General features: G+C 70.1%; 22 protein-coding genes and 5 tRNA genes. 10 read left to right on the top strand and 17 right to left on the bottom strand.

Features of this window, described 5'->3' with window-relative positions; all coding sequences use genetic code 11:
* Window positions 1–45 precede the first annotated feature (45 nt).
* Window positions 46–1,056 carry an NAD(P)H-dependent glycerol-3-phosphate dehydrogenase gene (locus P8A18_RS25140; protein ID WP_306057869.1) on the bottom strand — a complete coding sequence of 337 codons (1,011 nt, stop codon included), beginning with the start codon at window positions 1,054–1,056 and terminating at the stop codon, window positions 46–48.
* On the bottom strand, window positions 1,053–1,805 hold the full coding sequence (locus P8A18_RS25135; protein WP_306057867.1) for a lysophospholipid acyltransferase family protein: 753 nt from the start codon (window positions 1,803–1,805) through the stop codon (window positions 1,053–1,055). Before P8A18_RS25135 ends, P8A18_RS25140 begins: the two co-directional genes overlap by 4 nt.
* A gap of 163 nt (window positions 1,806–1,968) precedes the next feature.
* Here P8A18_RS25135 and cofC point away from each other — a divergent pair, with 163 nt between their 5' ends.
* A complete protein-coding gene (gene cofC, locus P8A18_RS25130) occupies window positions 1,969–2,652 on the top strand; it encodes a 2-phospho-L-lactate guanylyltransferase (protein ID WP_306057865.1) in 684 nt (227 codons plus the stop codon).
* Between the two features lie 10 nt (window positions 2,653–2,662).
* Window positions 2,663–2,866 carry a hypothetical protein gene (locus tag P8A18_RS25125; protein WP_018551731.1) on the top strand — a complete coding sequence of 68 codons (204 nt, stop codon included), beginning with the start codon at window positions 2,663–2,665 and terminating at the stop codon, window positions 2,864–2,866.
* Between the two features lie 96 nt (window positions 2,867–2,962).
* Here the strand turns inward: P8A18_RS25125 and P8A18_RS25120 are convergent, their stop codons facing one another.
* The 4 genes from P8A18_RS25120 to leuC form a co-directional block, all read right to left on the bottom strand.
* Window positions 2,963–3,628 carry an HU family DNA-binding protein gene (locus tag P8A18_RS25120; protein ID WP_306057862.1) on the bottom strand — a complete coding sequence of 222 codons (666 nt, stop codon included), beginning with the start codon at window positions 3,626–3,628 and terminating at the stop codon, window positions 2,963–2,965.
* Between the two features lie 143 nt (window positions 3,629–3,771).
* Complete coding sequence (locus P8A18_RS25115; RefSeq protein ID WP_026249635.1) at window positions 3,772–3,999, bottom strand: SCO5555 family protein; 228 nt, start codon at window positions 3,997–3,999, stop codon at window positions 3,772–3,774.
* Between the two features lie 124 nt (window positions 4,000–4,123).
* Window positions 4,124–4,717: a 3-isopropylmalate dehydratase small subunit gene (gene leuD / locus P8A18_RS25110; RefSeq protein ID WP_306057860.1), complete on the bottom strand. Its 594-nt coding sequence runs from the start codon at window positions 4,715–4,717 to the stop codon at window positions 4,124–4,126.
* Between the two features lie 2 nt (window positions 4,718–4,719).
* Entirely contained in the window at window positions 4,720–6,186 is a 1,467-nt protein-coding gene (gene leuC, locus P8A18_RS25105) for a 3-isopropylmalate dehydratase large subunit (RefSeq protein WP_306057858.1), read from the bottom strand.
* 174 nt (window positions 6,187–6,360) lie between these two features.
* Here leuC and ndgR point away from each other — a divergent pair, with 174 nt between their 5' ends.
* Entirely contained in the window at window positions 6,361–7,077 is a 717-nt protein-coding gene (gene ndgR / locus P8A18_RS25100) for an IclR family transcriptional regulator NdgR (RefSeq protein WP_003966003.1), read from the top strand.
* Window positions 7,078–7,151: 74 nt separating this feature from the next.
* On the opposite strand, the gene P8A18_RS25095 is transcribed toward ndgR, so the two are convergent.
* On the bottom strand, window positions 7,152–7,634 hold the full coding sequence (locus tag P8A18_RS25095; protein WP_371933790.1) for a DUF4188 domain-containing protein: 483 nt from the start codon (window positions 7,632–7,634) through the stop codon (window positions 7,152–7,154).
* A 102-nt stretch (window positions 7,635–7,736) separates the two neighbouring features.
* On the opposite strand from P8A18_RS25095, the gene P8A18_RS25090 reads away from it, so the two are divergent.
* Entirely contained in the window at window positions 7,737–8,378 is a 642-nt protein-coding gene (locus P8A18_RS25090; protein ID WP_306057852.1) for a MerR family transcriptional regulator, read from the top strand.
* 70 nt (window positions 8,379–8,448) lie between these two features.
* Here P8A18_RS25090 and P8A18_RS25085 read toward each other — a convergent pair.
* The 10 genes from P8A18_RS25085 to P8A18_RS25040 all read right to left on the bottom strand — a co-directional run bounded on the left by P8A18_RS25085 (window position 8,449) and on the right by P8A18_RS25040 (window position 13,036).
* Window positions 8,449–8,524: transfer RNA gene (locus P8A18_RS25085), tRNA-Glu, on the bottom strand.
* 27 nt (window positions 8,525–8,551) lie between these two features.
* Window positions 8,552–8,623, bottom strand: a tRNA-Gln gene (locus P8A18_RS25080).
* 12 nt (window positions 8,624–8,635) lie between these two features.
* A tRNA-Glu gene (locus P8A18_RS25075) sits at window positions 8,636–8,708 on the bottom strand.
* Between the two features lie 60 nt (window positions 8,709–8,768).
* Window positions 8,769–8,841: transfer RNA gene (locus P8A18_RS25070), tRNA-Glu, on the bottom strand.
* A gap of 26 nt (window positions 8,842–8,867) precedes the next feature.
* Window positions 8,868–8,939, bottom strand: a tRNA-Gln gene (locus P8A18_RS25065).
* Window positions 8,940–9,024: 85 nt separating this feature from the next.
* Complete coding sequence (locus tag P8A18_RS25060) at window positions 9,025–9,744, bottom strand: HAD family hydrolase (RefSeq protein ID WP_306057851.1); 720 nt, start codon at window positions 9,742–9,744, stop codon at window positions 9,025–9,027.
* Between the two features lie 34 nt (window positions 9,745–9,778).
* On the bottom strand, window positions 9,779–10,201 hold the full coding sequence (locus tag P8A18_RS25055) for a hypothetical protein (RefSeq protein WP_306057849.1): 423 nt from the start codon (window positions 10,199–10,201) through the stop codon (window positions 9,779–9,781).
* A 306-nt stretch (window positions 10,202–10,507) separates the two neighbouring features.
* Window positions 10,508–11,980: a glutamate--tRNA ligase gene (gene gltX / locus P8A18_RS25050; protein WP_306057847.1), complete on the bottom strand. Its 1,473-nt coding sequence runs from the start codon at window positions 11,978–11,980 to the stop codon at window positions 10,508–10,510.
* Window positions 11,973–12,749 carry a fumarylacetoacetate hydrolase family protein gene (locus P8A18_RS25045; protein WP_306057846.1) on the bottom strand — a complete coding sequence of 259 codons (777 nt, stop codon included), beginning with the start codon at window positions 12,747–12,749 and terminating at the stop codon, window positions 11,973–11,975. The genes gltX and P8A18_RS25045 overlap by 8 nt, the downstream gene beginning before the upstream one ends.
* A gap of 83 nt (window positions 12,750–12,832) precedes the next feature.
* Entirely contained in the window at window positions 12,833–13,036 is a 204-nt protein-coding gene (locus tag P8A18_RS25040) for a hypothetical protein (protein WP_306057844.1), read from the bottom strand.
* Between the two features lie 581 nt (window positions 13,037–13,617).
* On the opposite strand from P8A18_RS25040, the gene P8A18_RS25035 reads away from it, so the two are divergent.
* The 6 genes from P8A18_RS25035 to P8A18_RS25010 all read left to right on the top strand — a co-directional run bounded on the left by P8A18_RS25035 (window position 13,618) and on the right by P8A18_RS25010 (window position 22,808).
* Window positions 13,618–17,271 carry a sensor histidine kinase gene (locus P8A18_RS25035; protein ID WP_306057841.1) on the top strand — a complete coding sequence of 1,218 codons (3,654 nt, stop codon included), beginning with the start codon at window positions 13,618–13,620 and terminating at the stop codon, window positions 17,269–17,271.
* A 9-nt stretch (window positions 17,272–17,280) separates the two neighbouring features.
* Window positions 17,281–17,694: a roadblock/LC7 domain-containing protein gene (locus P8A18_RS25030; protein WP_006127850.1), complete on the top strand. Its 414-nt coding sequence runs from the start codon at window positions 17,281–17,283 to the stop codon at window positions 17,692–17,694.
* A 133-nt stretch (window positions 17,695–17,827) separates the two neighbouring features.
* On the top strand, window positions 17,828–18,235 hold the full coding sequence (locus P8A18_RS25025; RefSeq protein ID WP_018521347.1) for a DUF742 domain-containing protein: 408 nt from the start codon (window positions 17,828–17,830) through the stop codon (window positions 18,233–18,235).
* Complete coding sequence (locus tag P8A18_RS25020; RefSeq protein WP_306057838.1) at window positions 18,216–18,800, top strand: GTP-binding protein; 585 nt, start codon at window positions 18,216–18,218, stop codon at window positions 18,798–18,800. The genes P8A18_RS25025 and P8A18_RS25020 overlap by 20 nt, the downstream gene beginning before the upstream one ends.
* Before the next feature lie 347 nt (window positions 18,801–19,147).
* Window positions 19,148–22,384, top strand: a complete 3,237-nt coding sequence (locus P8A18_RS25015; RefSeq protein WP_306057836.1) for a sensor histidine kinase — start codon at window positions 19,148–19,150, stop codon at window positions 22,382–22,384.
* 10 nt (window positions 22,385–22,394) lie between these two features.
* Window positions 22,395–22,808 carry a roadblock/LC7 domain-containing protein gene (locus P8A18_RS25010; protein ID WP_018551717.1) on the top strand — a complete coding sequence of 138 codons (414 nt, stop codon included), beginning with the start codon at window positions 22,395–22,397 and terminating at the stop codon, window positions 22,806–22,808.
* Window positions 22,809–22,846 lie beyond the last annotated feature (38 nt).

Here is a 22,846-nt window from a genome sequence, read left to right as displayed (position 1 = left end):
CCTGCTGGTACGGGTCGCGTCAGCGCGGCAGGGGCCGCCCGGGGGTCAGTGCCGCTCGGCCTTGGCGCTGCGCGACATGAGCTCCTTGAGCGCGACCATCGGCGGCTTGCCTTCGTGGACGATGCCGACGACCGTCTCGGTCAGCGGCATCTCGACGCCGTGCCTGCGGGCCAGGTCCAGCACCGATTGGCAGGACTTGACGCCCTCGGCGGTCTGCTTGGTGACGGCGATGGTCTCCTGGAGCGTCATGCCGCGGCCGAGGTTGGTGCCGAAGGTGTGGTTGCGCGAGAGCGGCGAGGAGCAGGTGGCCACCAGGTCGCCGAGGCCGGCGAGTCCGGAGAAGGTCAGCGGGTCGGCGCCCATGGCCGCCCCGAGCCGGATCGTCTCGGCGAGGCCGCGGGTGATGAGCGAACCCTTGGCGTTGTCGCCGAGCCCCATGCCGTCGGCGATGCCGACGGCGAGCCCGATGACGTTCTTGACGGCACCGCCGAGCTCGCAGCCGACCACGTCGGTGCTGGTGTACGGGCGGAAGTACGGGGTGTGGCAGGCGGCCTGGAGGCGGCGGGCGACGGCCTCGTCCCGGCAGGCGACGACGGCCGCGGCGGGGCGGCGTTCGGCGATCTCCTTGGCGAGGTTGGGGCCGGTGATGACGGCGACGCGGTCGGCGGACACCTCGGTGACGTCCGCGATGACCTCGCTCATCCGCTTGGCGGTGCCGAGTTCGACGCCCTTCATCAGCGAGACCAGGACCGTCTGCGGCTCCAGGTGCGGGGCCCAGTCGGCGAGGTTGTCGCGGAGCGTCTGGGAGGGCACGACGAGGACGGCGTAGTCGGCGCCGCGCAGCGCCTCGGCCGCGTCGGTGGTGGCCCGGACGGACGCGGGCAGTTCGATGCCCGGCAGGTAGCCGGGGTTGGTACGGGTCGCGTTGACCGTCTCGGCGACCTCGGCCCGGCGGCCCCAGAGGGTGACGTCGCAGCCGGCGTCGGCGAGGACGATGGCGAAGGCCGTACCCCATGAGCCGGTCCCGAAGACGGCGGCCTTCGCGGGGTGTGTCACGTGAGTCCCTCTCCTTGGGCCTTGCGCCGCTGTTCGGCACGGGCCTTGCGGTGATCGTAGGGCTCGTCGGGTGCCTGCTGCCCGCGGACCTCCTGGAGCTGGGCGGTGATCGCCCGCATGATGGCCTCGGTGGCCTCGCGCAGCACCTCGGGTGTCGGCTCCTTGTCGTAGAACCGGGAGAGGTCGACGGGCGGGCCCGCCTGGACCCTGAGGGTCTTGCGGGGCAGCAGGCGGACCTTCTTCTCCGTGGCGTAGGGCGGCATGGCCTCGTTGGCGCCCCACTGCGCGACGGGGATGACGGGGGCCCGGGTCATCAACGCGACGCGGGCGGCGCCGGTCTTGCCGGCCATCGGCCACATGTCGGGGTCACGGGTGAGGGTGCCCTCGGGGTAGAAGCTGACGCACTCGCCGCGCTCGATGGCGCCGACGGCGGCCCGGAAGGCGTCCAGCGCGTTGGTCGTCTCGCGGTAGACGGGGATCTGTCCGGTGCCGCGCAGCATCATGCCGACGAAGGGGGCCCTGAACAGCCCGGCCTTGGCCAGGAACCGGGGCACCCGGCCGGTGTTGTACTGGAAGTGCCCGTACGAAAGCGGGTCCAGGTACGAGTTGTGGTTGACCGCGGTGATGAATCCGCCATCGGCCGGAATGTGTTCCATTCCCCGCCATTCGCGCTTGAACAGCACCACCAGCGGCGGTTTCGCGATGACCGCCGCCAGGCGGTACCAGAAGCCGATTCTGTGGCGGGACACTCGGACACCTTCCTGTTAATGGACCTGACTGTGGAGCTGATCGCTGTGTGACTACCGACGGTCAAGTCTCGCCCCAGGCCCCTGCTCTGTCGAGAACACCGTACGCCTCACCTTCGGGAACGCCCCTCCGGGTCGGCGCACCGGCAGGCGAGAATAGACGGCGATGCGCATCGAGGGAGAGACCGCCACGAACACCGACCCGGCCGGCCGCTGGTCCCTGGTCGTCCCGCTGAAACCCCTGGCGCGGGCCAAGAGCAGGCTGGTGCCTGCCTCGGGCGCCCTGTTGCGGCCCCGGCTGGCTCTCGCCTTCGCCCGTGACACGGTGGCCGCGGCGCTCTCCTGTCCTGCCGTGGCCGATGTGGTGGTCGTCACGGACGACACGGCGGCGGGGGCAGCGCTGGCGGCGCTGGGCGCCCGGATCGTGCCCGACACCCCGGCCGCGGGGCTCAACGCGGCCCTCGCGCACGGTGAACGCGTGGTCCGGGCGGCCAGGCCCGGTGCGCCGCTCGCCGCGCTCAACGCGGACCTGCCCGCGCTGCGCCCGGCGGAATTCTCCCGGGTGCTCGAATTCTCCGCCGCTTTTCCCCGCGCATTTGTTCCCGATGCGGCGGGAATCGGAACGACATTTCTGTCGGCCGGCCCGGGAGTGGAATTGCGGCCCGCTTTCGGCGGCCCGTCGCGGTCCCGCCACCTGGCGTCGGGCGCGGTGGAAATCACGCTGCCGGACATCGATTCGGTGCGCCGGGACGTGGACACCGGCGAGGATCTGCGGCTGGCGCTGGCCCTGGGCGTCGGCCCGTTCACGGCGGGGCGCTGGGCAGCCGGGGCCCTCGCGCGGGAGCGATAGTCTGGCGCCCATGCAGGCGACCTCGTACACGTACGACCCCGTGACCCGGACCGGCAGTGTGCTGCTCGACGACGGCACCCCGGTGGACTTCGACGCGCCGGCCTTCGACGCCGGCGGTCTGCGGCTGCTGCGTCCGGGTCAGCGGGTGCGGATCGAGGGCGAGGGCGAGGGGGCCGGGCTGCGGATCACCCTGGTGACGTTGCAGACGTTCTGAGGTCCGTGCGGGGTGGATGCCCCCGGACAGCCCGCGGGCCGGGCTCCCCGAGGGGAGCCCGGCCCGGCGCGTGTCAGAGCCCTGTGCGGCCCGGTCTCACTTCTTGCGCGCGGTGGCCTTCTTGGCCGTGGTCTTGCGCGCGGTGGTCTTCTTCGCGGGCGCCTTCTTCGCCGTGGTCTTCTTGGCGGGCGCGGTCTTGGCGGCGGTGGTCTTCTTGGCCGCCGTCGACTTCGCCGCCGCGGGGGTGGCCTTCTTCGCGGCCGTCGTCGTCTTCTTCGCCGGTGACGTCTTCTTCGCCGACGTCTTCTTGGCGGCGGCCGTGGTCTTCTTCGCCGGGGTCGCCTTCTTGGCGGTGGCCTTCTTCGCCACGGCCTTCTTCGCGGTGGCCTTCTTGGCGGCGGCCTTGGCCGTCGTACGGGTGGAAGAACCGCCCGAGAGGCTGCCCTTGGGGGCCTTCTTCACGGCCACGTCGTTCTTGGGGAGCTTCTTGGAGCCGCTCACCAGGTCCTTGAAGCCCTGGCCCGCGCGGAAGCGGGGCACCGAGGTCTTCTTGACCCGCACGCGCTCACCCGTCTGAGGGTTGCGGGCGTAGCGGGCGGGGCGGTCGACCTTCTCGAACGAGCCGAAGCCGGTGACCGAGACCCGGTCCCCCGCGACGACCGCACGGACGATCGCGTCGAGCACCGCGTCGACGGCGTCCGCGGCCTGCTGACGGCCGCCGACCTTGTCGGCAATCGCTTCTACGAGCTGCGCCTTGTTCACGTCTTCCCCTTCGGAGACATTGCCGGAACGAATGTGTTCAGGCTTTTTCGCACGTTAGGCAGATATATACCGCAAATCAAACACGAAACGGGCTAATCACCCTAGTGCCGCAACGAAGTCGACCGCTGCGCAGTTCTGCGGAGTCAGTCACCTTCGGGGAATCGGCCCTCGTCGAGGTCCTTCATCAACCGGTCCAGACGCCTTGCCGCGCCCGGGAGATCGTGCTTTGCCGCGGCCGTGACGACCAACAGCTTCCGGTTCAGCGCCATCCTTACGCCGTCCGGGACTTGCAGCGAGCGCACCCGGGAGTGCGCTTCCTTCAATTGGTCGGCGACTTGGCCGTAAAGCTTGAGTTGGCTGTCGCGTTCCATGCACCGATTGTGCCATCTGGGGCGAGTTGTCGCCCGACGGGGTCCCAACAAACGACTGCGCCCCCTACCAGAAGGCAGGGGGCGCAGTCGGGAAAACTCGCTGATCGGCCTGAAAACGTGCTGATCAGGCCTGAATTGTGCGGGGCTTGTGAGCCGGCCTGGACGCCTCGTAAGTCGCGATGTCGGCCTCGTTCTGAAGGGTGAGGCTGATGTCGTCCAGCCCGTTCAGCAGACGCCAGCGGGCGTTCTCGTCCAGCTCGAAGTCGGCGGTGATGCCCTCCGCGCGGACCTGGCGGGCCTCCAGGTCGACGGTGACTTCGGCGTTCGGGTCGGCCTCCGTCAGCTCCCAGAGCGCGTCGACCACCTGCTGGTCCAGAACCACGGTCAGCAGACCGTTCTTCAGCGAGTTGCCGCGGAAGATGTCGGCGAACCTGGCGGAGACGACGGTCTTGAAACCGTAGTTCTGCAGGGCCCAGACCGCGTGCTCGCGGGAGGAGCCGGTGCCGAAGTCGGGGCCGGCCACCAGGACCGACGCGCCCTTGCGCTCCGGGCGGTTGAGGACGAAGTTCTCGTCCTTGCGCCAGGCCTCGAAGAGACCGTCCTCGAAACCGTCCCGGGTGACCTTCTTCAGCCAGTGGGCGGGGATGATCTGGTCGGTGTCGACGTTGCTGCGGCGCAGCGGGACGGCCCGGCCGGTGTGTGCGGTGAAAGCTTCCATGGTTATCGGACTCCGGCAGGCGTACGGGCGTCGGACAGGTCGGCCGGCGAGGCCAGATGGCCCAGTACGGCGGTGGCGGCGGCGACCTGCGGGGAGACCAGGTGGGTACGGCCGCCCTTGCCCTGCCGGCCCTCGAAGTTGCGGTTCGAGGTGGAGGCGGAGCGCTCGCCGGGGGCCAGCTGGTCGGGGTTCATGCCGAGGCACATCGAGCAGCCCGCGTGCCGCCATTCGGCGCCGGCGGCGGTGAAGACCTTGTCCAGGCCCTCGTCCACGGCCTGGAGGGCGACCCGGACGGAGCCCGGGACCACCAGCATCCGTACGCCGTCGGCGACTTTGCGGCCGTCCAGGATCGCGGCGGCATTGCGCAGGTCCTCGATGCGGCCGTTGGTGCAGGAGCCTACGAAGACGGTGTCCACACCGATCTCGCGCAGCGGCTGGCCAGCGGTCAACCCCATGTACTCCAGCGCCTTTTCGGCGGCGTTGCGCTCCGAGGCGTCTTCGTACGAAGCGGGATCGGGGACGTTGGCCGACAGGGGCGCGCCCTGGCCGGGGTTGGTGCCCCAGGTGACGAACGGCGCCAGCTCGGCGGCCTCGATGACCACCTCGGCGTCGAAGACGGCGTCGTCGTCGGTGCGCAGCGTCTTCCAGTACGCGACGGCCGCGTCCCAGTCCTCGCCCTGCGGGGCGTGGTCGCGGCCCCGGAGGTACTCGAAGGTGGTCTCGTCGGGGGCGATCATGCCCGCCCGCGCGCCGGCCTCGATCGACATGTTGCAAATAGTCATCCGGGCCTCCATCGAGAGCTTCTCGATGGCGGAACCGCGGTATTCCAGGATGTAGCCCTGGCCGCCGCCGGTGCCGATCCGGGTGATGATCGCGAGGATGAGGTCCTTGGCGGTGACGTCGTCAGGCAGCTCGCCGTCGACGGTGATCGCCATCGTCCTCGGGCGGGCCATCGGCAGCGTCTGGGTGGCCAGCACGTGCTCGACCTGGCTGGTGCCGATGCCGAACGCGAGGGCGCCGAACGCGCCGTGCGTGGAGGTGTGGGAGTCGCCGCAGACGACGGTGGTGCCGGGCTGGGTCAGGCCCAGCTGCGGACCGACCACGTGCACGACGCCCTGCTCGACGTCGCCCAGCGGGTGCAGCCGGACACCGAACTCCGCGCAGTTCTTGCGCAGCGTCTCCAGCTGGGCCCGGGAGACCGGGTCGGCGATCGGCTTGTCGATGTCGAGGGTCGGGGTGTTGTGGTCCTCGGTGGCGATGGTGAGGTCGAGGCGCCGCACCGGGCGTCCGGCCTGCCGCAGACCGTCGAAGGCCTGCGGGCTGGTCACCTCGTGCAGCAGGTGCAGATCGATGAAGAGGAGGTCGGGCTCGCCCGCCGCGTGCCCGTGGGGGCTCCCCTGGTCGAGCGCAGTCGGGACCTTGGGGATGACGTGGTCGTCCCAGACCTTCTCCGCGAGTGTCCTACCCATCGCTTTCCCTCCGGCCGGCGTCGTCGCCGGCCCAACTAGAGATTCGGTGCGCCGCCGTCCGGACCCCCGTGCGGGGCGGTGGCTACGGGCCGTTGTGGGGCCGCCGGTACAGGTTCGCAACTTCCCCGGAAAATTGAACTTGCGTTTCACAGAGTGAGACGCGAGTATCGTCGTATGGACAACTCTAGCGGCGTCGGCGTTCTCGACAAGGCAGCTCTGGTATTGAGCGCCCTGGAGTCCGGGCCGGCCACCCTCGCCGGCCTGGTCGCGGCGACAGGGCTCGCACGACCCACGGCCCACCGGCTGGCCGTGGCACTGGAACACCACCGGATGGTGGCGAGGGACATGCAGGGCCGGTTCATTCTCGGCCCCCGGCTCTCCGAGCTGGCGGCGGCGGCGGGCGAGGACCGCCTGCTGGCCACGGCCGGACCGGTGCTCACGCATCTGCGGGACATCACCGGCGAGAGCGCGCAGCTCTACCGCCGGCAGGGCGACATGCGCATCTGCGTGGCGGCGGCGGAGCGGCTGTCCGGTCTGCGGGACACCGTGCCGGTCGGCTCCACGCTCACCATGAAGGCGGGCTCGTCCGCGCAGATCCTGATGGCCTGGGAGGAGCCGGAGCGCCTGCACCGCGGCCTCCAGGGCGCCCGCTTCACGGCGACGGCGCTCTCCGGCGTACGGCGGCGCGGCTGGGCCCAGTCGATCGGCGAGCGCGAGCCGGGCGTGGCCTCGGTCTCGGCCCCCGTGCGCGGCCCCTCGAACCGGGTGGTCGCCGCCGTCTCGGTCTCCGGGCCGATCGAGCGCCTGACCCGGCACCCGGGCCGGATGCACGCCCAGGCCGTCATCGACTCGGCCGCACGGCTGAGCGAGGCGCTGCGCCGCACCGGCTGAGTCCCGGCCGCGCCTCCCGCTCCCCCTTGGCCGCCCCAGCGTCGTGGCGGCCCCCTTCTCACTCCCTCACCGCGTCACTTCACGCCCGATCGGTGCGCGAGACGGTGCGCCGCGCTGCGGCCCCGCCCCTCGATCGGCAGCGACCCGGTCGCCGCGGCCAGTCCGAACGCCGGCATGTCGGCGTAGATGGACTCGTAGCCGCCCTCCGGCACGATGTAGGTCTCGTGCCACAGCCCCACGTGCTGCCGGGACTTCTTCTCCTTGCGGTTGAGCATCGCCCACGCCCTGCGGTGGAACATGTCGGGCGCCGCGGCGTACGCGTACAGCTTCTCCTTCGACTCCCAGTACTGGACGACGTAGTACGTCCTCGGCGAGGCGGTCAGCAGGACGTGGCCGAGCAGGCCCCTGGACCTCTCCGCCCTCAGCTCCCGCAGCATGCGCGTCATCGCCAGCATGACCGGGAGCCAGTGGTGCAAGCCCCTGAAGTGGTTGATCCGCATCCCGATGAGCAGGACGACGACGTCCCCCTCGGCCGCGGCGGTCGTCCGTCCCGGCATGAGTTTCGTGAACACGCGCACCCCCTGGAGTTGTTGGAGAGTTCCACTATCCAATGATTGGATAGTGACACTGCCCAAGGGTGGGCGCAAGGGAAGGCACACATGCGACTCTCGGAACTCAGCGAGCGGAGCGGTATCGCGACCGCGACGATCAAGTACTACCTGCGCGAGGGGCTGTTGCCGCCGGGCGAGCGGGTCAGCGCGACGCAGGCCGAGTACGGCGAGAGCCATCTGCGCCGGCTGCGGCTGGTGCGGGCACTGCTCCAGGTCGGCCGTCTGCCCGTGGCCACGGCCCGCGAGGTGCTGGGCCATGTCGATGACGAGTCCCTGGGCCTGACGATCCGGCTGGGCGCGGCGCTCTGGGAGCTTCCGCACGGCCCGGAGCCGGACGAGGAGGCCCCGGAGACGGCGGCGGCCCGCGCGGAAGTCGACGCCCTGCTGGACCGGTTGGGGTGGACCCACGCGCGGGAGATCGGCGAACTCTCTCCCGTCCACCGCTCGCTCGTCGCGGGCCTGGCCACGCTCGCACGCCTCGGCTACCCGTACGAGAGCGCGTATCTGGAGGAGCACGCCCGGCTGATGTACCAAGTGGCCGTGCAGGACCTGGATCTGATGGAGACTCACCCGACCACGTCGCAACAGATGGAGATGGCGGTGGCCTCCGCGGTGCTGTACGAGCCGCTGCTGATGTCCCTGCACCGGCTGGCCCAGGCGGAGGAGTCGGCCCGGCGGTACGGGTACTGAGCGGGCCGGCCCCTCGCGTACACGCGAGAGGCCCCTCACCGGAGTGAGGGGCCTCTCGCCTGCTGCTCTGTGGTACCCCCGACCGGATTCGAACCGGCGCTACTGCCGTGAGAGGGCAGCGTGCTAGGCCGCTACACAACGGGGGCATGTTCTTACGACTTGCTTGTACTGCGCTGGGCTACCAGGACTCGAACCTAGAATGACGGTACCAGAAACCGTAGTGTTGCCAATTACACCATAGCCCATGGTGTTGCAAGTACCCCCGACCGGATTCGAACCGGCGCTACTGCCGTGAGAGGGCAGCGTGCTAGGCCGCTACACAACGGGGGCCCTAGCGATCCTGCATCGAGAGCGTGGGTGCGACCCAGATGATCTCGCGGGAAGGATCTGTACCCCCGACCGGATTCGAACCGGCGCTACTGCCGTGAGAGGGCAGCGTGCTAGGCCGCTACACAACGGGGGCATGTTCCTGCAACTTGCTGTACTGCGCTGGGCTACCAGGACTCGAACCTAGAATGACGGTACCAGAAACCGTAGTGTTGCCAATTACACCATAGCCCACTGAAACGCAACCCCTGGGGGTTTTGTTTCTGTCTGCGCTTCCCGGCCGGATCTTTCGGCCCGCTCGGGCGGCGCAGGAAGAACATTACCCGAAGGTGTCCGACGCTCCAAAACGGGTATGGCCCGCGAGCAAGGCGGGAAGCTGGTCGAGGGCCGTGATCCGGACCAGTTCGGGACGTCCGCCCCGGCCGGCCCGGTCCAGCCAGACCCCGGTGAGCCCGGCGGCCGTCGCGCCCCCGGCGTCGATGTCGGGTTCGTCCCCCACGTAGACGACATCGGACGGCGGCAGCTCCAGCGCCGCACAGGCGGCGAGGAAGGCCCCGGCGGCCGGCTTGGAGACCCCCAGTTCCGCCGCGCAGAGCAGGGACTCGAACCGGTCGCGCACCCCCAGCACGGTCAGCTTGCGGTGCTGCGGCTCCAGGGCCGAGTTGGACAGCGCGGCATGCCGGTAAACCCCCGCCAGGACGTCGAGCACGGGGACGGTGTCCGGGAAGAGCGACCAGGCGGCCTCGTAGTGGGCGACGTGCCGCTCGAACCAGGCATCGGCCTCGGCGTCGTCCATGGAGCGCCCGAGGAAGTCCCTGGCCCGGTCACGGCGCTGGCCCGGCCAGTCGGTCTCCCCCGCCGAGAACCGCGCCCAGTGGAGCCGGGTGACCCGCTGCCAGGCCTCGACGGCCTCGTCCGCCGTGGCGTACCCGCCGGGCAGCCCCTCCACCGCGAGATGCCGGGCCATGCCGGTGGCGGAGGCCGTCGTGTGGTCGAAGATCGTGTCGTCGATGTCCCAGAGGACGGCTCTGATGGGCATACGGCCACGCTACCGCTCCGCTCGGGGCCGTCGGTCAGAACTGCTGCTGCTCGACGCCTGGCGGCAGAAGACAGGGAGTAACGACGCTGAAGACCAGGAGGTCTTCGCCCACGGACCCCACCGAGACGAACTGCTGGTCCTCGGGGTGCTTGGCGTCGACCGCGTTCGCCGGCTCCTCGTCCTCGTCGACCACGAAGGTCTGGATGTCGAAGCCCTTGTCCTTGAGGGTCTCCTTGATGTCCGTGACCGCCGCCGCGTGCTCGGCGCGGGGAAGGGTCCCCCGCACCGAGTAGCTCAATGTGAACCTGCCGTCACCGGACGTCTCGTTGTTGCTGCCGAGACAGTTGGTGAAATCCGCCGCGGGACGGGCCGTCTTGGGGTCGAGGCGGGCGCGCGCCGTACCGACCATGGAATCGGTCCAGTGCTTGGCCCATTTCTCGGCCTTCTCTTTGCTCATGCGAGGGAGCGGGTCGTTCACGCCTTCGTCGGACATGCAGCCTCCCAGAAGCAGGGCCAGGGCCAGAGCGGCAGCGCTCCGACGCCCGGCGGATACGTGTACTGACGCGCGGAGTGCCATCAGTCTGTCCCTCCGCACTGCCGTATCGGACCCCCACGGGTGATGGCTTCTGATGCTATTCGTCATATGAGTTTCCGCAGGCAAACAACATCAAGAGGCTGAATATCGCGCACAGTGCGGCCGAAACGGCCGGAGGCCGGGGCCCCGTGAAGGGGGTCCCGGCCTCCGGTGTGTGTGCGGGCGGTGTTACGCGGTCAGCTTGGACAGGGCCGCGTCGATGCGGGCGATCGTCTTTTCGCGGCCCAGGATCTCCAGGGACTCGAAGAGCGGCAGGCCGATCGTGCGGCCGGTGACGGCGACGCGGACCGGGGCCTGGGCCTTGCCGAGCTTCAGGCCGTGCTGCTCGCCGGCGGCGAGGACGGCGGCCTTGAGGGCGTCGGCGTTCCAGTCGGCGGCGATCAGCTCGGCGCGGGCGGTGACCAGGAGCGCGTCGGAGCCCTCCTTCATCGCCTTCGTCCAGGACGCCTCGTCGTGCACCGGCTCGTCCAGGAAGAGGAAGTCGACGTTGGCGGTGATCTCGGAGAGGACCGTGACCCGGGTCTGGGCGTGCGGGGCGATCCGCGCGAAGAGGTCCGCGTCGAAGGCCTCCGGGGCCCAGGGTGCGAACGGGGCCTCCAGCCAGGGGCCGCACGCCTCGGTGAAGGTCTTCACGTCCAGCCTGCGGATGTGCTCCGCGTTGACGTGCTCGCACTTCTTGAGGTCGAAGCGGGCCGGGTTCGCGTTGACGTCCTTGATGTCGAACGCGGCGACCATCTCGTCGATGTCGAAGATGTCGCGGTCCTCGGCGATCGACCAGCCGAGCAGCGAGAGGTAGTTGAGCAGCCCCTCGCGGAGGAAACCGCGCTCGCGGTAGAGGTTGAGCGAGGCCTGCGGGTCGCGCTTGGAGAGCTTCTTGTTGCCCTCGCCCATGACGTACGGCAGGTGGCCGAAGGCCGGGGTGTCCTTGGCGATGCCCAGCTCGATGAGCGCCCGGTACAGGGCGATCTGGCGCGGGGTGGAGGAGAGCAGGTCCTCGCCGCGCAGGACGTGGGTGATCTCCATCAGCGCGTCGTCCACCGGGTTGACCAGCGTGTAGAGCGGGGCGCCGTTGGCGCGGACGATGCCGTAGTCCGGGACGTTCTCCGGCTGGACGGTGATGTCGCCGCGGACCAGGTCGGTGAAGGTGATCGCCTCGTCGGGCATCCGGAAGCGGACGATCGACGCGCGCCCCTCGGCCTCGTACGCGGCCTTCTGCTCGTCGCTCAGCTCGCGGCAGTGGCCGTCGTAGCCCGACGGGCGGCCGGCGGCGCGGGCGGCGTCGCGGCGGGCGTCCAGCTCCTCGGTCGTGCAGTAGCAGCGGTACGCGTGGCCGGCCGCGAGGAGCTTCTCGGCGACGTCCTGGTAGAGGTCCATGCGCTGCGACTGGCGGTACGGGGCGTGCGGGCCGCCGACCTCGGGGCCCTCGTCCCAGTCGAGGCCGAGCCAGCGCATCGCGTCGAGGAGCTGCTCGTAGGACTCCTCGGAGTCGCGGGCCGCGTCGGTGTCCTCGATGCGGAAGACCAGGGTGCCCTGGTGGTGCCGGGCGAACGCCCAGTTGAAGAGAGCTGTCCGGACCAGGCCGACGTGGGGGTTGCCCGTCGGGGAGGGACAGAAACGGACGCGTACAGGTGCGTTAGCCACGCTTGATCACCTTGTTGGTGAGAGTGCCGATGCCTTCGATGGTGACGGCGACCTCGTCGCCGACGTGGAGGGGTCCGACCCCCGCGGGAGTGCCGGTGAGAATCACATCGCCCGGGAGCAGCGTCATCGCCTCCGTGATGTGGACGACCAGGTCCTCGATGGTCCGGATCATGTCGCTCGTCCGGCCGAGCTGGCGTTGCTCACCGTTGACCGTGGCCTGGATGGCGAGGTCGCTGGGGTCGAGGTCGGTCTCCACCCAGGGGCCGAGGGGGCAGGAGGTGTCGAAGCCCTTGGCGCGGGCCCACTGCTTCTCCCGCTTCTGGGCGTCGCGCGCGGTGACGTCGTTGGCGCAGGTGTAGCCGAAGATGACGTCCTTGACCCGCTCGCGCGGCACTTCGCGGCACATCCGGCCGATGACCACGGCCAGTTCGGCCTCGTGGTGCACCTCGTCGGAGAAGGAGGGGTACTCGATGGCGTCGCCGGAGCCGATCACCGAGGTGGTGGGCTTGAAGAAGGCGACGGGGACGTCGGGGACCTCGTTGCCGAGTTCGGCGGCGTGCTCCGCGTAGTTGCGGCCGATGGCCACGACCTTGTTGGGCAGCACGGGCGGCAGCAGCCGGACCTTGTTCAGCGGGACCTTGGTCCCGGAGAGCTCGAACTCGGAGTACGGGATGCCCTTGATGATGTCGAGGACGAGACCGTCGGGCCCGTCGCCCTCGACCGCGCCGAAGGCGACATTGCCGTCGATGGAGAACCTGGCGATGCGCACGGGTGCTGTCGCCCCTCACTGCTTGCTGGTGCTTGAAGACTGACGCTCCAGGCTAACGCGCGTGAGGGGCGCTCCCGCGCCGGTTACTCCGCGGCGACGGGGATGGCGACCGGGGCGGCGGCGGGGGCCTTCATGAGGATGGTGCGGCGCGGGTTGGCCGTCTGGGTCGGCAGTGCGACTGCGTGCTCCGGCCGTTCCGTCGTCCGCAGCGCCTCGGCGTCCTTGAGGTGCGCCAGCGTGGTGCGGCGGGGGTTGGCAATGTTGCGGAGCGTCATCGTCGTCTTCATCTGCCGTACGGACCCTGTCTTCGGGGCGCCGCCCGCGGGAGGGGCGCCGGTTGTCGCTTCTGCCGTCCCAGTAAAGCGTCAGGCTAAACATTCAATTCCCCTCGGGCGCCCCGAACAGACGGCGATCATCATGTGAGTTTGCTCACGAACACCGGGATAATTGCCCCAATACGGGCGGTCGAGTTGGGTCCCGGAATCGGACATTGCACCACTGAATGAGTCATTCCGCTCCTGATCATGGCGACTGGGACACCCCGTACCCCCACCGGACTCGCACCCAATAGTCCGTAATGTCACTGAACAGCCTCCACGGCTTGTTACGTGGCCATCACAACGTGTCACGCAGGTCACAGCCCGGTACCTGGCCCTTGTTGGAGATCCGCCACTGTGCTGAAATTCCACGCACCGCCGCGGGTTTCAAGCCGGCGCGCAGGGGGCGCAACGCAGCGCCGAGTGGCGGCGGGAAGGGGAAGAGCGCCGGTCACTCACGACCACCATGGGGCAGGATTACGCCCCACCACGCCGACACCGTTTTCTCCGTTCATGACGGAAGAACGCCTGGTCCAGAGGTTGCGACGCTAGTGCAGGGACGTTTCAAGAGGGATGGCAGCGCTGCGGCCGAACAGGAGCCGCGCGGCGGGACCGACCGCGGCTCCTCGCCCCAGCACGCCCAGAACCCCGGACCGGCCGCGGCCGGTGACCACGGCGATCGCGAACGGCGCCCCGGCGCCGCACCGACCAACAACGCCTCCGAACCGGCCGCCGCGCCCAAGTCACGCGGCCCTGTCAACACGGGCTCACGCGTAGCTCTGCGCAACTGGCGCATCAGCACGCGCCTGGTCTCCCTGCTCGCCCTCCCCGTGGTCGCCGCGACCACCCTGGGCGGTCTGCGCATCAACGACTCCATGAACGACATCCAGCAGCTGGAGCACATGCAGCTGCTGACCCGGATGACCAAGCAGGCGACCGCGCTGGCCCAGGCGCTCCAGGAGGAGCGCGACCGGTCGGCCGGCCCGCTGTCCAACGGAGTCCCGGCGACCGACTTCAAGGTCACCGAGCCGCGCAAGAAGACCGACCGGGCGAAGAAGGCGTTCTTCTCGGCCACCGAGGACATCGGCGACACCACCGACGACGAGACGCTGGAGAGCATCCACGCCAGCGTCCAGCAGATCGCCGCGCAGCTCGGCTCCATCCGTGACATCCGCAAGCAGGCGTACGTCAAGGACAGCCCGAGTCTCCAGACGATCGACGCCTACAGCCAGCTGATCACCTCGCTGCTGAGCCTCTCCCAGGACATGGCGCAGGCGACCAGCAGCCCCGAGATGATCAAGCGGACCCGTGCGCTGGCGGCGTTCTCCTCCGCCAAGGAGTACGCCTCGGTCCAGCGCGCGGTCATCGCCGCCGCGCTGCCCGGCGGCGGCGACAAGAAGCCCGACCTCGACCGCAACGACCAGCAGTTCGGCCTCGCCGCGCAGCGCAAGGAGAGCGCGGCCCGCAACTCCTTCGAGGCGATCTACACCTCCACCGGCAAGAGCGCCGAGGAGCTGACCTCGACGCTGGACGAGGGCCATCCGGACATCAAGGCGGCGGACACGTACGCCAGGAAGATGCTGGAGAACCCGACCTCCATGAGCGGCGCCTCCTCGCGCCGTTCGTACATGGACTGGTACGACCAGGACTCCACCAAGATCAACGCCATGAAGGTGGTCGAGGAGACCCTCCTCAGCGACATGGAGAGCAAGGCGCGCGAACTGCGCGACGAGTCCCAGCGCGAGGCGATCATCTCCGGTGCGCTGATCCTCCTGGTCCTCGGCGTCTCCCTGGTCGGCGCCTTCGTCGTGGCCCGGTCCATGATCCGCTCGCTGCGCCGCCTCCAGGACACCGCGACGCGCGTCGCGCAGGACCGGCTGCCGGAGCTCGTCAAGCAGCTCTCCGAGTCGGACCCGCAGGACGTCGACACCTCCGTCGAGTCCGTCGGTGTGCACTCCCGTGACGAGATCGGCAAGGTGGCCGCGGCCTTCGACGACGTGCACCGCGAGGCGGTCCGTCTCGCCGCCGAGCAGGCCCTTCTGCGGGGCAACGTCAACGCGATGTTCACCAACCTGTCGCGCCGTTCGCAGGGCCTCATCCAGCGCCAGCTCTCGCTCATCTCCGAGCTGGAGTCGCGCGAGGCCGACCCGGACCAGCTGTCCTCGCTCTTCAAGCTCGACCACCTCGCGACCCGTATGCGCCGGAACGGCGAGAACCTCCTCGTCCTCGCGGGCGAGGAGCCGGGGCGCCGGTGGACCCGTCCCGTGCCGCTGGTCGACGTGCTCCGTGCCGCCGCCTCCGAGGTGGAGCAGTACGAGCGCATCGAACTGGCCGCCGTGCCGGCCACCGAGGTCGCCGGCCGCGTCGTCAACGACCTCGTGCACCTGCTCGCCGAGCTGCTGGAGAACGCCACGTCGTTCTCCTCGCCGCAGACGAAGGTCCGGGTCACCGGTCACGCGCTGCCCGACGGCCGGGTGCTCGTCGAGATCCACGACACCGGCATCGGCCTGTCCCCCGAGGACCTCGCGGCGATCAACGAGCGGCTCGCGTCGCCGCCCACCGTGGACGTCTCGGTCTCCCGCCGCATGGGTCTGTTCGTGGTCGGCCGGCTGTCCCTGCGTCACGGCATCCGTATCCAGCTGCGCCCCTCGGACTCCGGCGGCACCACCGCGCTGGTCATGCTCCCGGTCGACGTCGCCCACGGCGGCAAGCAGCCGGCGCCCAAGCAGGCGCCCGGCCAGCAGTCCCCCGGCGGTCTGCTCGCCGGCAACAACGCCAACGCCCAGGCCGGACGGCTCGCGGCGGGGCAGGGCCCCCAGCGCGGGCAGGTCGGTGCCGGTTCCGGTCCCCGGGCCGCGCTGCCGGCCCGCGACGGCAACCGCCCGCAGGGCGGGCCCGGCGGGCAGGACTCGGCGTTCCAGAAGCCGCAGGGCCGCTCGCCGCAGGACGGCGGCCGTCCGGAGGCTCCGCGCCCGGGTGGCGGCGGTCTGGCCGGCGCGTTCGGCGGTGCCCGGCTCGGCGCCCGCGGCCAGGGCGACGGCTCCGGCCGTACGGACTCGGGCCAGCCCAGCCTGTTCGACCAGCGGCGTCCGGAGCAGAACGGCCCCGCACGGCAGGTCCCGCATCCCCAGCAGGCCCGGTTCGACCAGGCCGGCCCGGGGCAGGGCCAGGGCGGTCAGGACGGCCGCGGCGCCTTCGAGCCGCCGCGCGGTCGCGGCGAGCGTCAGCTGCCTCCCGTCGGCGGCCCGCGTGCCGAACTGCCCGGAGCCCCGGCCCAGGGCGGTCCGAACGGCGGCTTCCCCGCCCCGCAGCGCCCGCAGACCACCAGCTGGGGCACCGACGAGCCGTCGGCCCCGCAGCACCGCTCCCCGCTCGACGCACCGCGCGGTCACGAGGAGTCGGAGAACACGGGCCGGTTCCCGCAGCCGCTGCCGCCGCGTCCGCAGGCCGACGACCGCCAGGGCCCCGGCGCCACGGCCGAGTTCGCCCGCCCGGACTTCTCGGCACCCGCGCCCGGCGCGCAGCCGCAGAACCCGGACGTGGCGAGCACCTCGCAGTTCGCCCGCCCGGACTTCGGCGCCCAGCAGCAGCCCGCGCCCCGGCAGCGCGGCGACCAGGACTTCGGTGCGCCGCGCCCGCCCGTGCCGGCCGCCGACGCCCCGTACCGCCCGGTCCTGCCGCAGCAGCCGCAGCAGCCCGAGGCGCTGCCGCCGGCCTCCGGTCCCGGCGACGGCCGCACCCCGCTGTACGACACGCTGGAGACCAACTGGTTCCACGGTCCGCAGCAGGGTCAGCAGGGTGCCCAGCAGCAGCCTCCCGCCCCGGAGCCCGGCTTCCCGCAGCAGTCGGCGCCGGAGCCCACCGCTCCCGCCGCACCGCAGCGCGGCCTCGGCGACCCGGGGGTGACGAGCAGCTGGCGCGCTTCGCCGAACGACGAGATCGTCCGGCAGGCGGAGCGGGTGAAGAAGCCCGCGGCGGGCGGAATCACCACGTCCGGTCTGCCTCGCCGGGTCCCGCGTGCCAACCTGGTGCCGGGTACCGCCCAGCAGCAGAACAACCAGTCCGGTCCCCAGGTCTCGCGTGCGCCCGATGATGTGCGCGGGCGTCTGACCAATCTGCGCCGCGGCATCCAGCAAGGACGCCAGGCAGGCAGCGGACAGACCGGCAGTTTCCCCCTCGGCCCCACTCACCAGCAGGAGCGTTAGTTGAGCCCGATGAGTCAGGCCGCACAGAATCTGAACTGGCTGATCACCAACTTCGTGGACAACACCCCCGGGGTGTCGCACACGGTGGTGGTCTCGGCGGACGGCCTCCTGCTGGCGATGTCCGAAGGTTTCCCGCGCGACCGCGCCGACCAGCTGGCGGCCGTCGCGTCCGGACTGACCTCGCTGACGGCCGGCGCCTCCCGGATCTTCGAGGGCGGCGCCGTCAGCCAGACCGTGGTGGAGATGGAACGCGGCTTCCTGTTCCTCATGTCCATCTCCGACGGCTCCTCGCTGGCCGTGCTGGCCCACCCGGACGCCGACATCGGTCTGGTCGGCTACGAAATGGCTCTGCTGGTGGACCGGGCGGGCACTGTCCTGACCCCGGACCTCCGCGCGGAGCTCCAGGGCAGCCTGCTCCATTAGGCGGCCGTGAACCAGTGACACAGACGATCTACCCAGGTACCGCACTCAACCCTCGCCCGTCCGGCCGCTTACAGCCCCTCACCGGCCCCTTCAGACGGCAAGTCGACACCCTGCTGTCACGCCCGGAGGATTCATGACCCCGCCACCCGCCTCACCCGATCCGTACGGCGCGTCCAGTCACGCGTCGTACGAAGGTGAGGGCGACCAGCCGCTGGTCCGTCCGTACGCCATGACCGGCGGACGCACCCGGCCGCGCTATCAGCTAGCGATAGAAGCACTGGTCAGCACCACGGCCGATCCCGCGCATCTGGGGACCCTGCTCCCCGAGCATCAGCGGATCTGCCATCTGTGCCGCGAGGTCAAGTCGGTGGCCGAGGTCTCGGCCCTGCTGTCGATGCCCCTCGGTGTGGCGCGGATTCTTGTCGCGGACCTGGCGGAAGCCGGCATGGTGGCCATCCACCAGCCGGGCAACGGAGAGGCCGGCGGCGCGCCGGATGTGACACTGCTCGAAAGGGTGCTCAGTGGACTTCGAAAGCTCTAACGGCGGCGCGGCGACCCGGGCCACCACCTCGGCGAAGATCGTCGTGGCCGGTGGGTTCGGCGTGGGCAAAACCACGTTTGTCGGTGCCGTCTCGGAGATCAATCCGCTACGCACCGAAGCCGTGATGACGTCCGCGTCGGCGGGCATCGACGACCTCACGCACACCGGCGGAAAGACCACCACGACGGTGGCGATGGACTTCGGCCGCATCACGCTGGACCAGGACCTGATCCTGTACCTCTTCGGTACACCGGGCCAGGACCGCTTCTGGTTCATGTGGGACGACCTGGTACGCGGCGCCATCGGCGCCGTCGTCCTCGTCGACACCCGCAGGCTCGCCGACTGCTTCCCGGCGGTCGACTACTTCGAGAACAGCGGACTCCCGTTCGTCATCGCCCTCAACGGCTTCGACGGACACCAGCCGTACACCCCCGACGAGGTGCGCGAAGCGCTCCAGATCGGACCGGACACGCCGATCATCACCACCGACGCACGACACCGCGGCGATGCGAAGAGCGGCCTGATCACGCTGGTCGAGCACGCTTTGATGGCCCGGCTCAAGTAGTCGCAAGTAGGTAGTGGCATACGGCAGTTACAGTAGTCACACGGGGGCGGACTGTGTCCTTTGACACGATCCGCCCCCGCATTCATAACGTTTCGACAGAGAATTACCCCCCGCCCGACACCGGATGCGCACGACCGGTGCCGCTGCGCTCACATGAGCCTCGTCTTTTGACGGGGCTCGTTCTTTATGCCCGATTTATCTGAGGCGTACGCCACTCGGAATCGCCCGTTCCAACTGTTTGGAACGGGACCCGTAGCCGTGCTGCAATTCGACCGACTCCCGAGTAGTACGGCCCTGAACAAAAAACGGCACAGCGTAGGTGTCGACGCCGAGAGGTTGTTGGTCGAGTGAGGCGTAACAACGAGGGCTCCCCGGCGCAGGCCGAGCGGGGCAACTTCACCCCGCCGTCGCGTGCCGCCGCGGGGCCGTCCGCCGACGTGTCCGAGGCGGTACCGGCCGGTGGCAGCACCAGCCGGCTGTCCCCGCGCAACTGGCGGGTGCCCACCCGGCTGAACGCCATCCTCCTGATCCCCGTACTGGTCGGCCTGGTCATGGGCGGCTTCCAGGTGAAGGGGTCGATCAACACCTGGCAGGAGGCCCAGGACGCGGAGAAGACCGCGCTGGTCGTGCGCGCCGCCGCCGAGTACGGGCAGGCCCTCCTCAACGAGCGCGACCTCACCGCCGAGCCGCTGCTGTCGAACAAGCGGGACGACGACGTCGTCACCGAGGCCCGCGCCACCACGGACGCGGCCGCCGAGAAGTTCGACAAGGCCGTCCAGGGGATGCCGGCCACGCAGGGCCTGGAGCGCCGCCTCAAGCTGTTCAAACTGGAGGAGCCCAAGCTCCCGCAGCTGCGCAAGGCCGCCTACACCGCCGCCATGGACCCGGTGAAGACCGAAGAGGGCTACGTCCAGGTGCAGCACTCCCTCATGGAGTTCTGCAACGAACTGGGCCTCGGCACCGGCAACATCACCAGCTACGGCCGTACCGTCTACGCGATCGAACTGGCCAAGGCCGCAGAATCGCTTCAGCGCTCCATTGGTATGCACCTCCTGGTGCGTCCCAGCAAGGAGAGCGGCAAGTTCAACGACCAGGTGAAGGCCTTCGGCTCGTACAACTACCTGGAGCAGATCGCCCTCGGTGAGTTCACCTCCGGTGGTACGGAGGCCGACGCGGCCCGGCTGAAGCAGGTCATGACCGCCAAGGCCACCGCCGGCGCCGCCGAGCTGAAGGCCGCCAAGCAGAAGGCGGACGCGGCCGGGGTTCCGTTCGTGACACCGCCGACCATCGACGGCTCGGTCTACGACGGCATGGCCCAGGAGATCGGCCTCGGCAAGGACCCGGCCCAGCTGAAGGCGAAGGGGATCACCCCCGAGACCTGGATGGCCGCGGCGACCGCCAAGTTCGACGGCTACACCACGGTCGAGGACGAGCTCGTGGACCGGGCGGTGGCCGAGGCCGCGGACATCTCGTCCAGCGCCCGCACCGACGCCGTCGTCAACGCGACGATCGTGCTCGTCGCCCTGCTGGCCGCCTTCGTCCTGGCCGGGCTCATGGCCCGGCAGATGAGCCGCTCGATGCGCCGGCTGCGTACCGCCGCCTTCGGCATCGCCGAGCAGCGGCTGCCCTCGCTGGTCGACCAGCTCTCGCGGACCGACCCGGGCCGGGTCGACACCCGTGTCCAGCCGATCCCGATCAACAGTCAGGACGAGATCGGCGAGGTCGCCCGCGCCTTCGACCAGGTGCACCGCGAGGCGGTCCGGCTCGCGGCCGAGCAGGCCATGCTCCGGGGCAACGTCAACGCGATCTTCACCAACCTCTCGCGCCGCAACCAGTCGCTCATCGAGGGCCAGCTGACCCTCATCACCGACCTGGAGAACAACGAGGCCGACCCGGACCAGCTGGAGAGCCTGTTCCGGCTGGACCACCTGGCGACCCGTATGCGGCGCAACGGCGAGAACCTGCTCGTCCTCGCGGGCGAGGAGCCGGGCCGCCGCTGGAACCAGCCGGTGCCGCTGGTGGACGTGTTGCGCGCCGCCTCCTCCGAGGTGGAGTCCTACGAGCGCATCGAGCTGTCCGGCGTCCCCGAGACCGAGATCCACGGTCAGTCCGTCACCGACCTCGTGCACCTGCTGGCCGAGCTGCTGGAGAACGCCACCACCTTCTCCTCGCCGCAGACCAAGGTGCGGGTCACCGCGACCCGGCTGCCCGACAGCCGCGTGATGATCGAGATCCACGACAAGGGCATCGGCCTCACCGCCGAGGACTTCGCCGACATCAACCACAAGCTCGCCAACCCGCCGACGGTGGACGCGGCGGTCTCCCAGCGCATGGGCCTGTTCGTGGTCGGCAGGCTCGCCGACCGGCACGGCATCCGGGTCCAGCTGCGCCCCTCGGGCGAGCAGGCCGGCACGACCTCGCTGGTCATGCTGCCGGACGCGATCACCCACGGTGGCGGCGGCGAGGCCCCGGACCAGGACGACTTCACCGTCTCCTCGATGATTCCGCAGCAGCAGGCCTTCGACGCGCTGCCGCAGCAGCCGCAGCTGCGTACGGCGGCCGAACTCGGCTTCGACGACTCGCGCTACGAGGAGCCGTCCACGGACGCCCCGCAGCTCGACCCGGTGGGCCGCTCGCTGATGCGGGAGGAGCGCCGCGCGGCGCTGGAGGCGCAGACCGGCGGCGAGCAGCAGTACGCCGAGGCCGGGTACGGCTCCGACGCCGGCGCCGGCGCCGAGGACCCCTACGCGGCTCAGCAGTACGGCCAGGAACCGCAGCAGGACGGGCAGGCGGTCCAGGCGGGGCAGCAGGGTTACGCGCAGCCGGGCTACGAAGGCGGCTACGACCCGTACCCCGGCGGCACCGGCTACGCCGGGCAGCAGGGCTACGACGGCTACGACCCCTCCCAGGGCGGCTATCCGGAGGCTGCATACGCGGCTGCCGAGGCCCCCCAGCAGGCATATGACGAGCAGTACGGCGCCCAGCCCCAGCAGGAAGAGTGGCCTGGTCAGGAGGCGTACTCGAACGGCTTCGAGCCGGTGGCGCAGCCGGAAGCGGAATCTGTGGCGAGCGCTCCCGCCGAGTCGCGGGAACACGTAGGCTTCGAGCGTTCGGGCCCCGCCCCGAACGCCGGCCACGAACTCACCGAAGCCGGTCTTCCGCGCCGGGGCGGCCAGCAGCACTGGCAGCCCACGGGCCGCGGGAACGGCCGGCCCGATGCCGCGCAGGAGGGGCCGCTGGGGCAGGAACCGCCGCAGCAGCCGTCGCCGGCGCGACAGGCCCCCGACGGAAACGCCGGAAACGACGGCTCCGACGACTGGCGCTCGGCCAACGACGAGCGCTGGGAGCGGGCCGAGAAGCTCCGGGAGCCGAAGGCAGGCGGGATAACCCCGTCCGGTCTTCCCCGGCGCGTGCCCAAGGCCAATCTGGTCGAGGGCACAGCCGAACAGACCCAGCAGGGCGGCCCCCAGGTCTCCCGCGCTCCGGAGGACGTGCGTGGCAGGCTGAGCAACCTGCGGCGCGGTGTCCTGCGGGGACGCAACGCGGGTTCGGACACAAGTAATACCTACAACCAGGAGCGTTAGTGTGAGCCCGATGAGCCAGGCGGCGCAGAATCTGAACTGGTTGATCACCAACTTCGTGGACAACACCCCCGGGGTGTCGCACACGGTGGTGGTCTCCGCCGACGGACTCCTGCTGGCGATGTCCGAGGGATTCCCGCGGGACCGTGCCGACCAGCTGGCGGCGGTCGCCTCCGGGCTGACCTCGCTGACGGCCGGCGCCTCGCGGATCTTCGAGGGCGGCGCGGTGAATCAGACGGTTGTGGAGATGGAACGCGGATTCCTCTTCATCATGTCCGTTTCCGACGGATCCTCGCTGGCCGTTCTCGCCCACCCGGACGCCGACATCGGCCTGGTTGGGTACGAAATGGCCCTTCTGGTCGACCGTGCCGGCAGCGTCCTCACTCCGGACCTGCGCGCCGAGCTTCAGGGAAGTCTTCTTAACTAGTAGACAGACAGTGCGTTTCGCGGCACCGCGCCATAGGG

This window comes from Streptomyces sp. Mut1 (assembly GCF_030719295.1).
GTDB lineage: Bacteria > Actinomycetota > Actinomycetes > Streptomycetales > Streptomycetaceae > Streptomyces > Streptomyces castrisilvae.
This window is presented reverse-complemented; position numbering and strand designations above follow the sequence as displayed.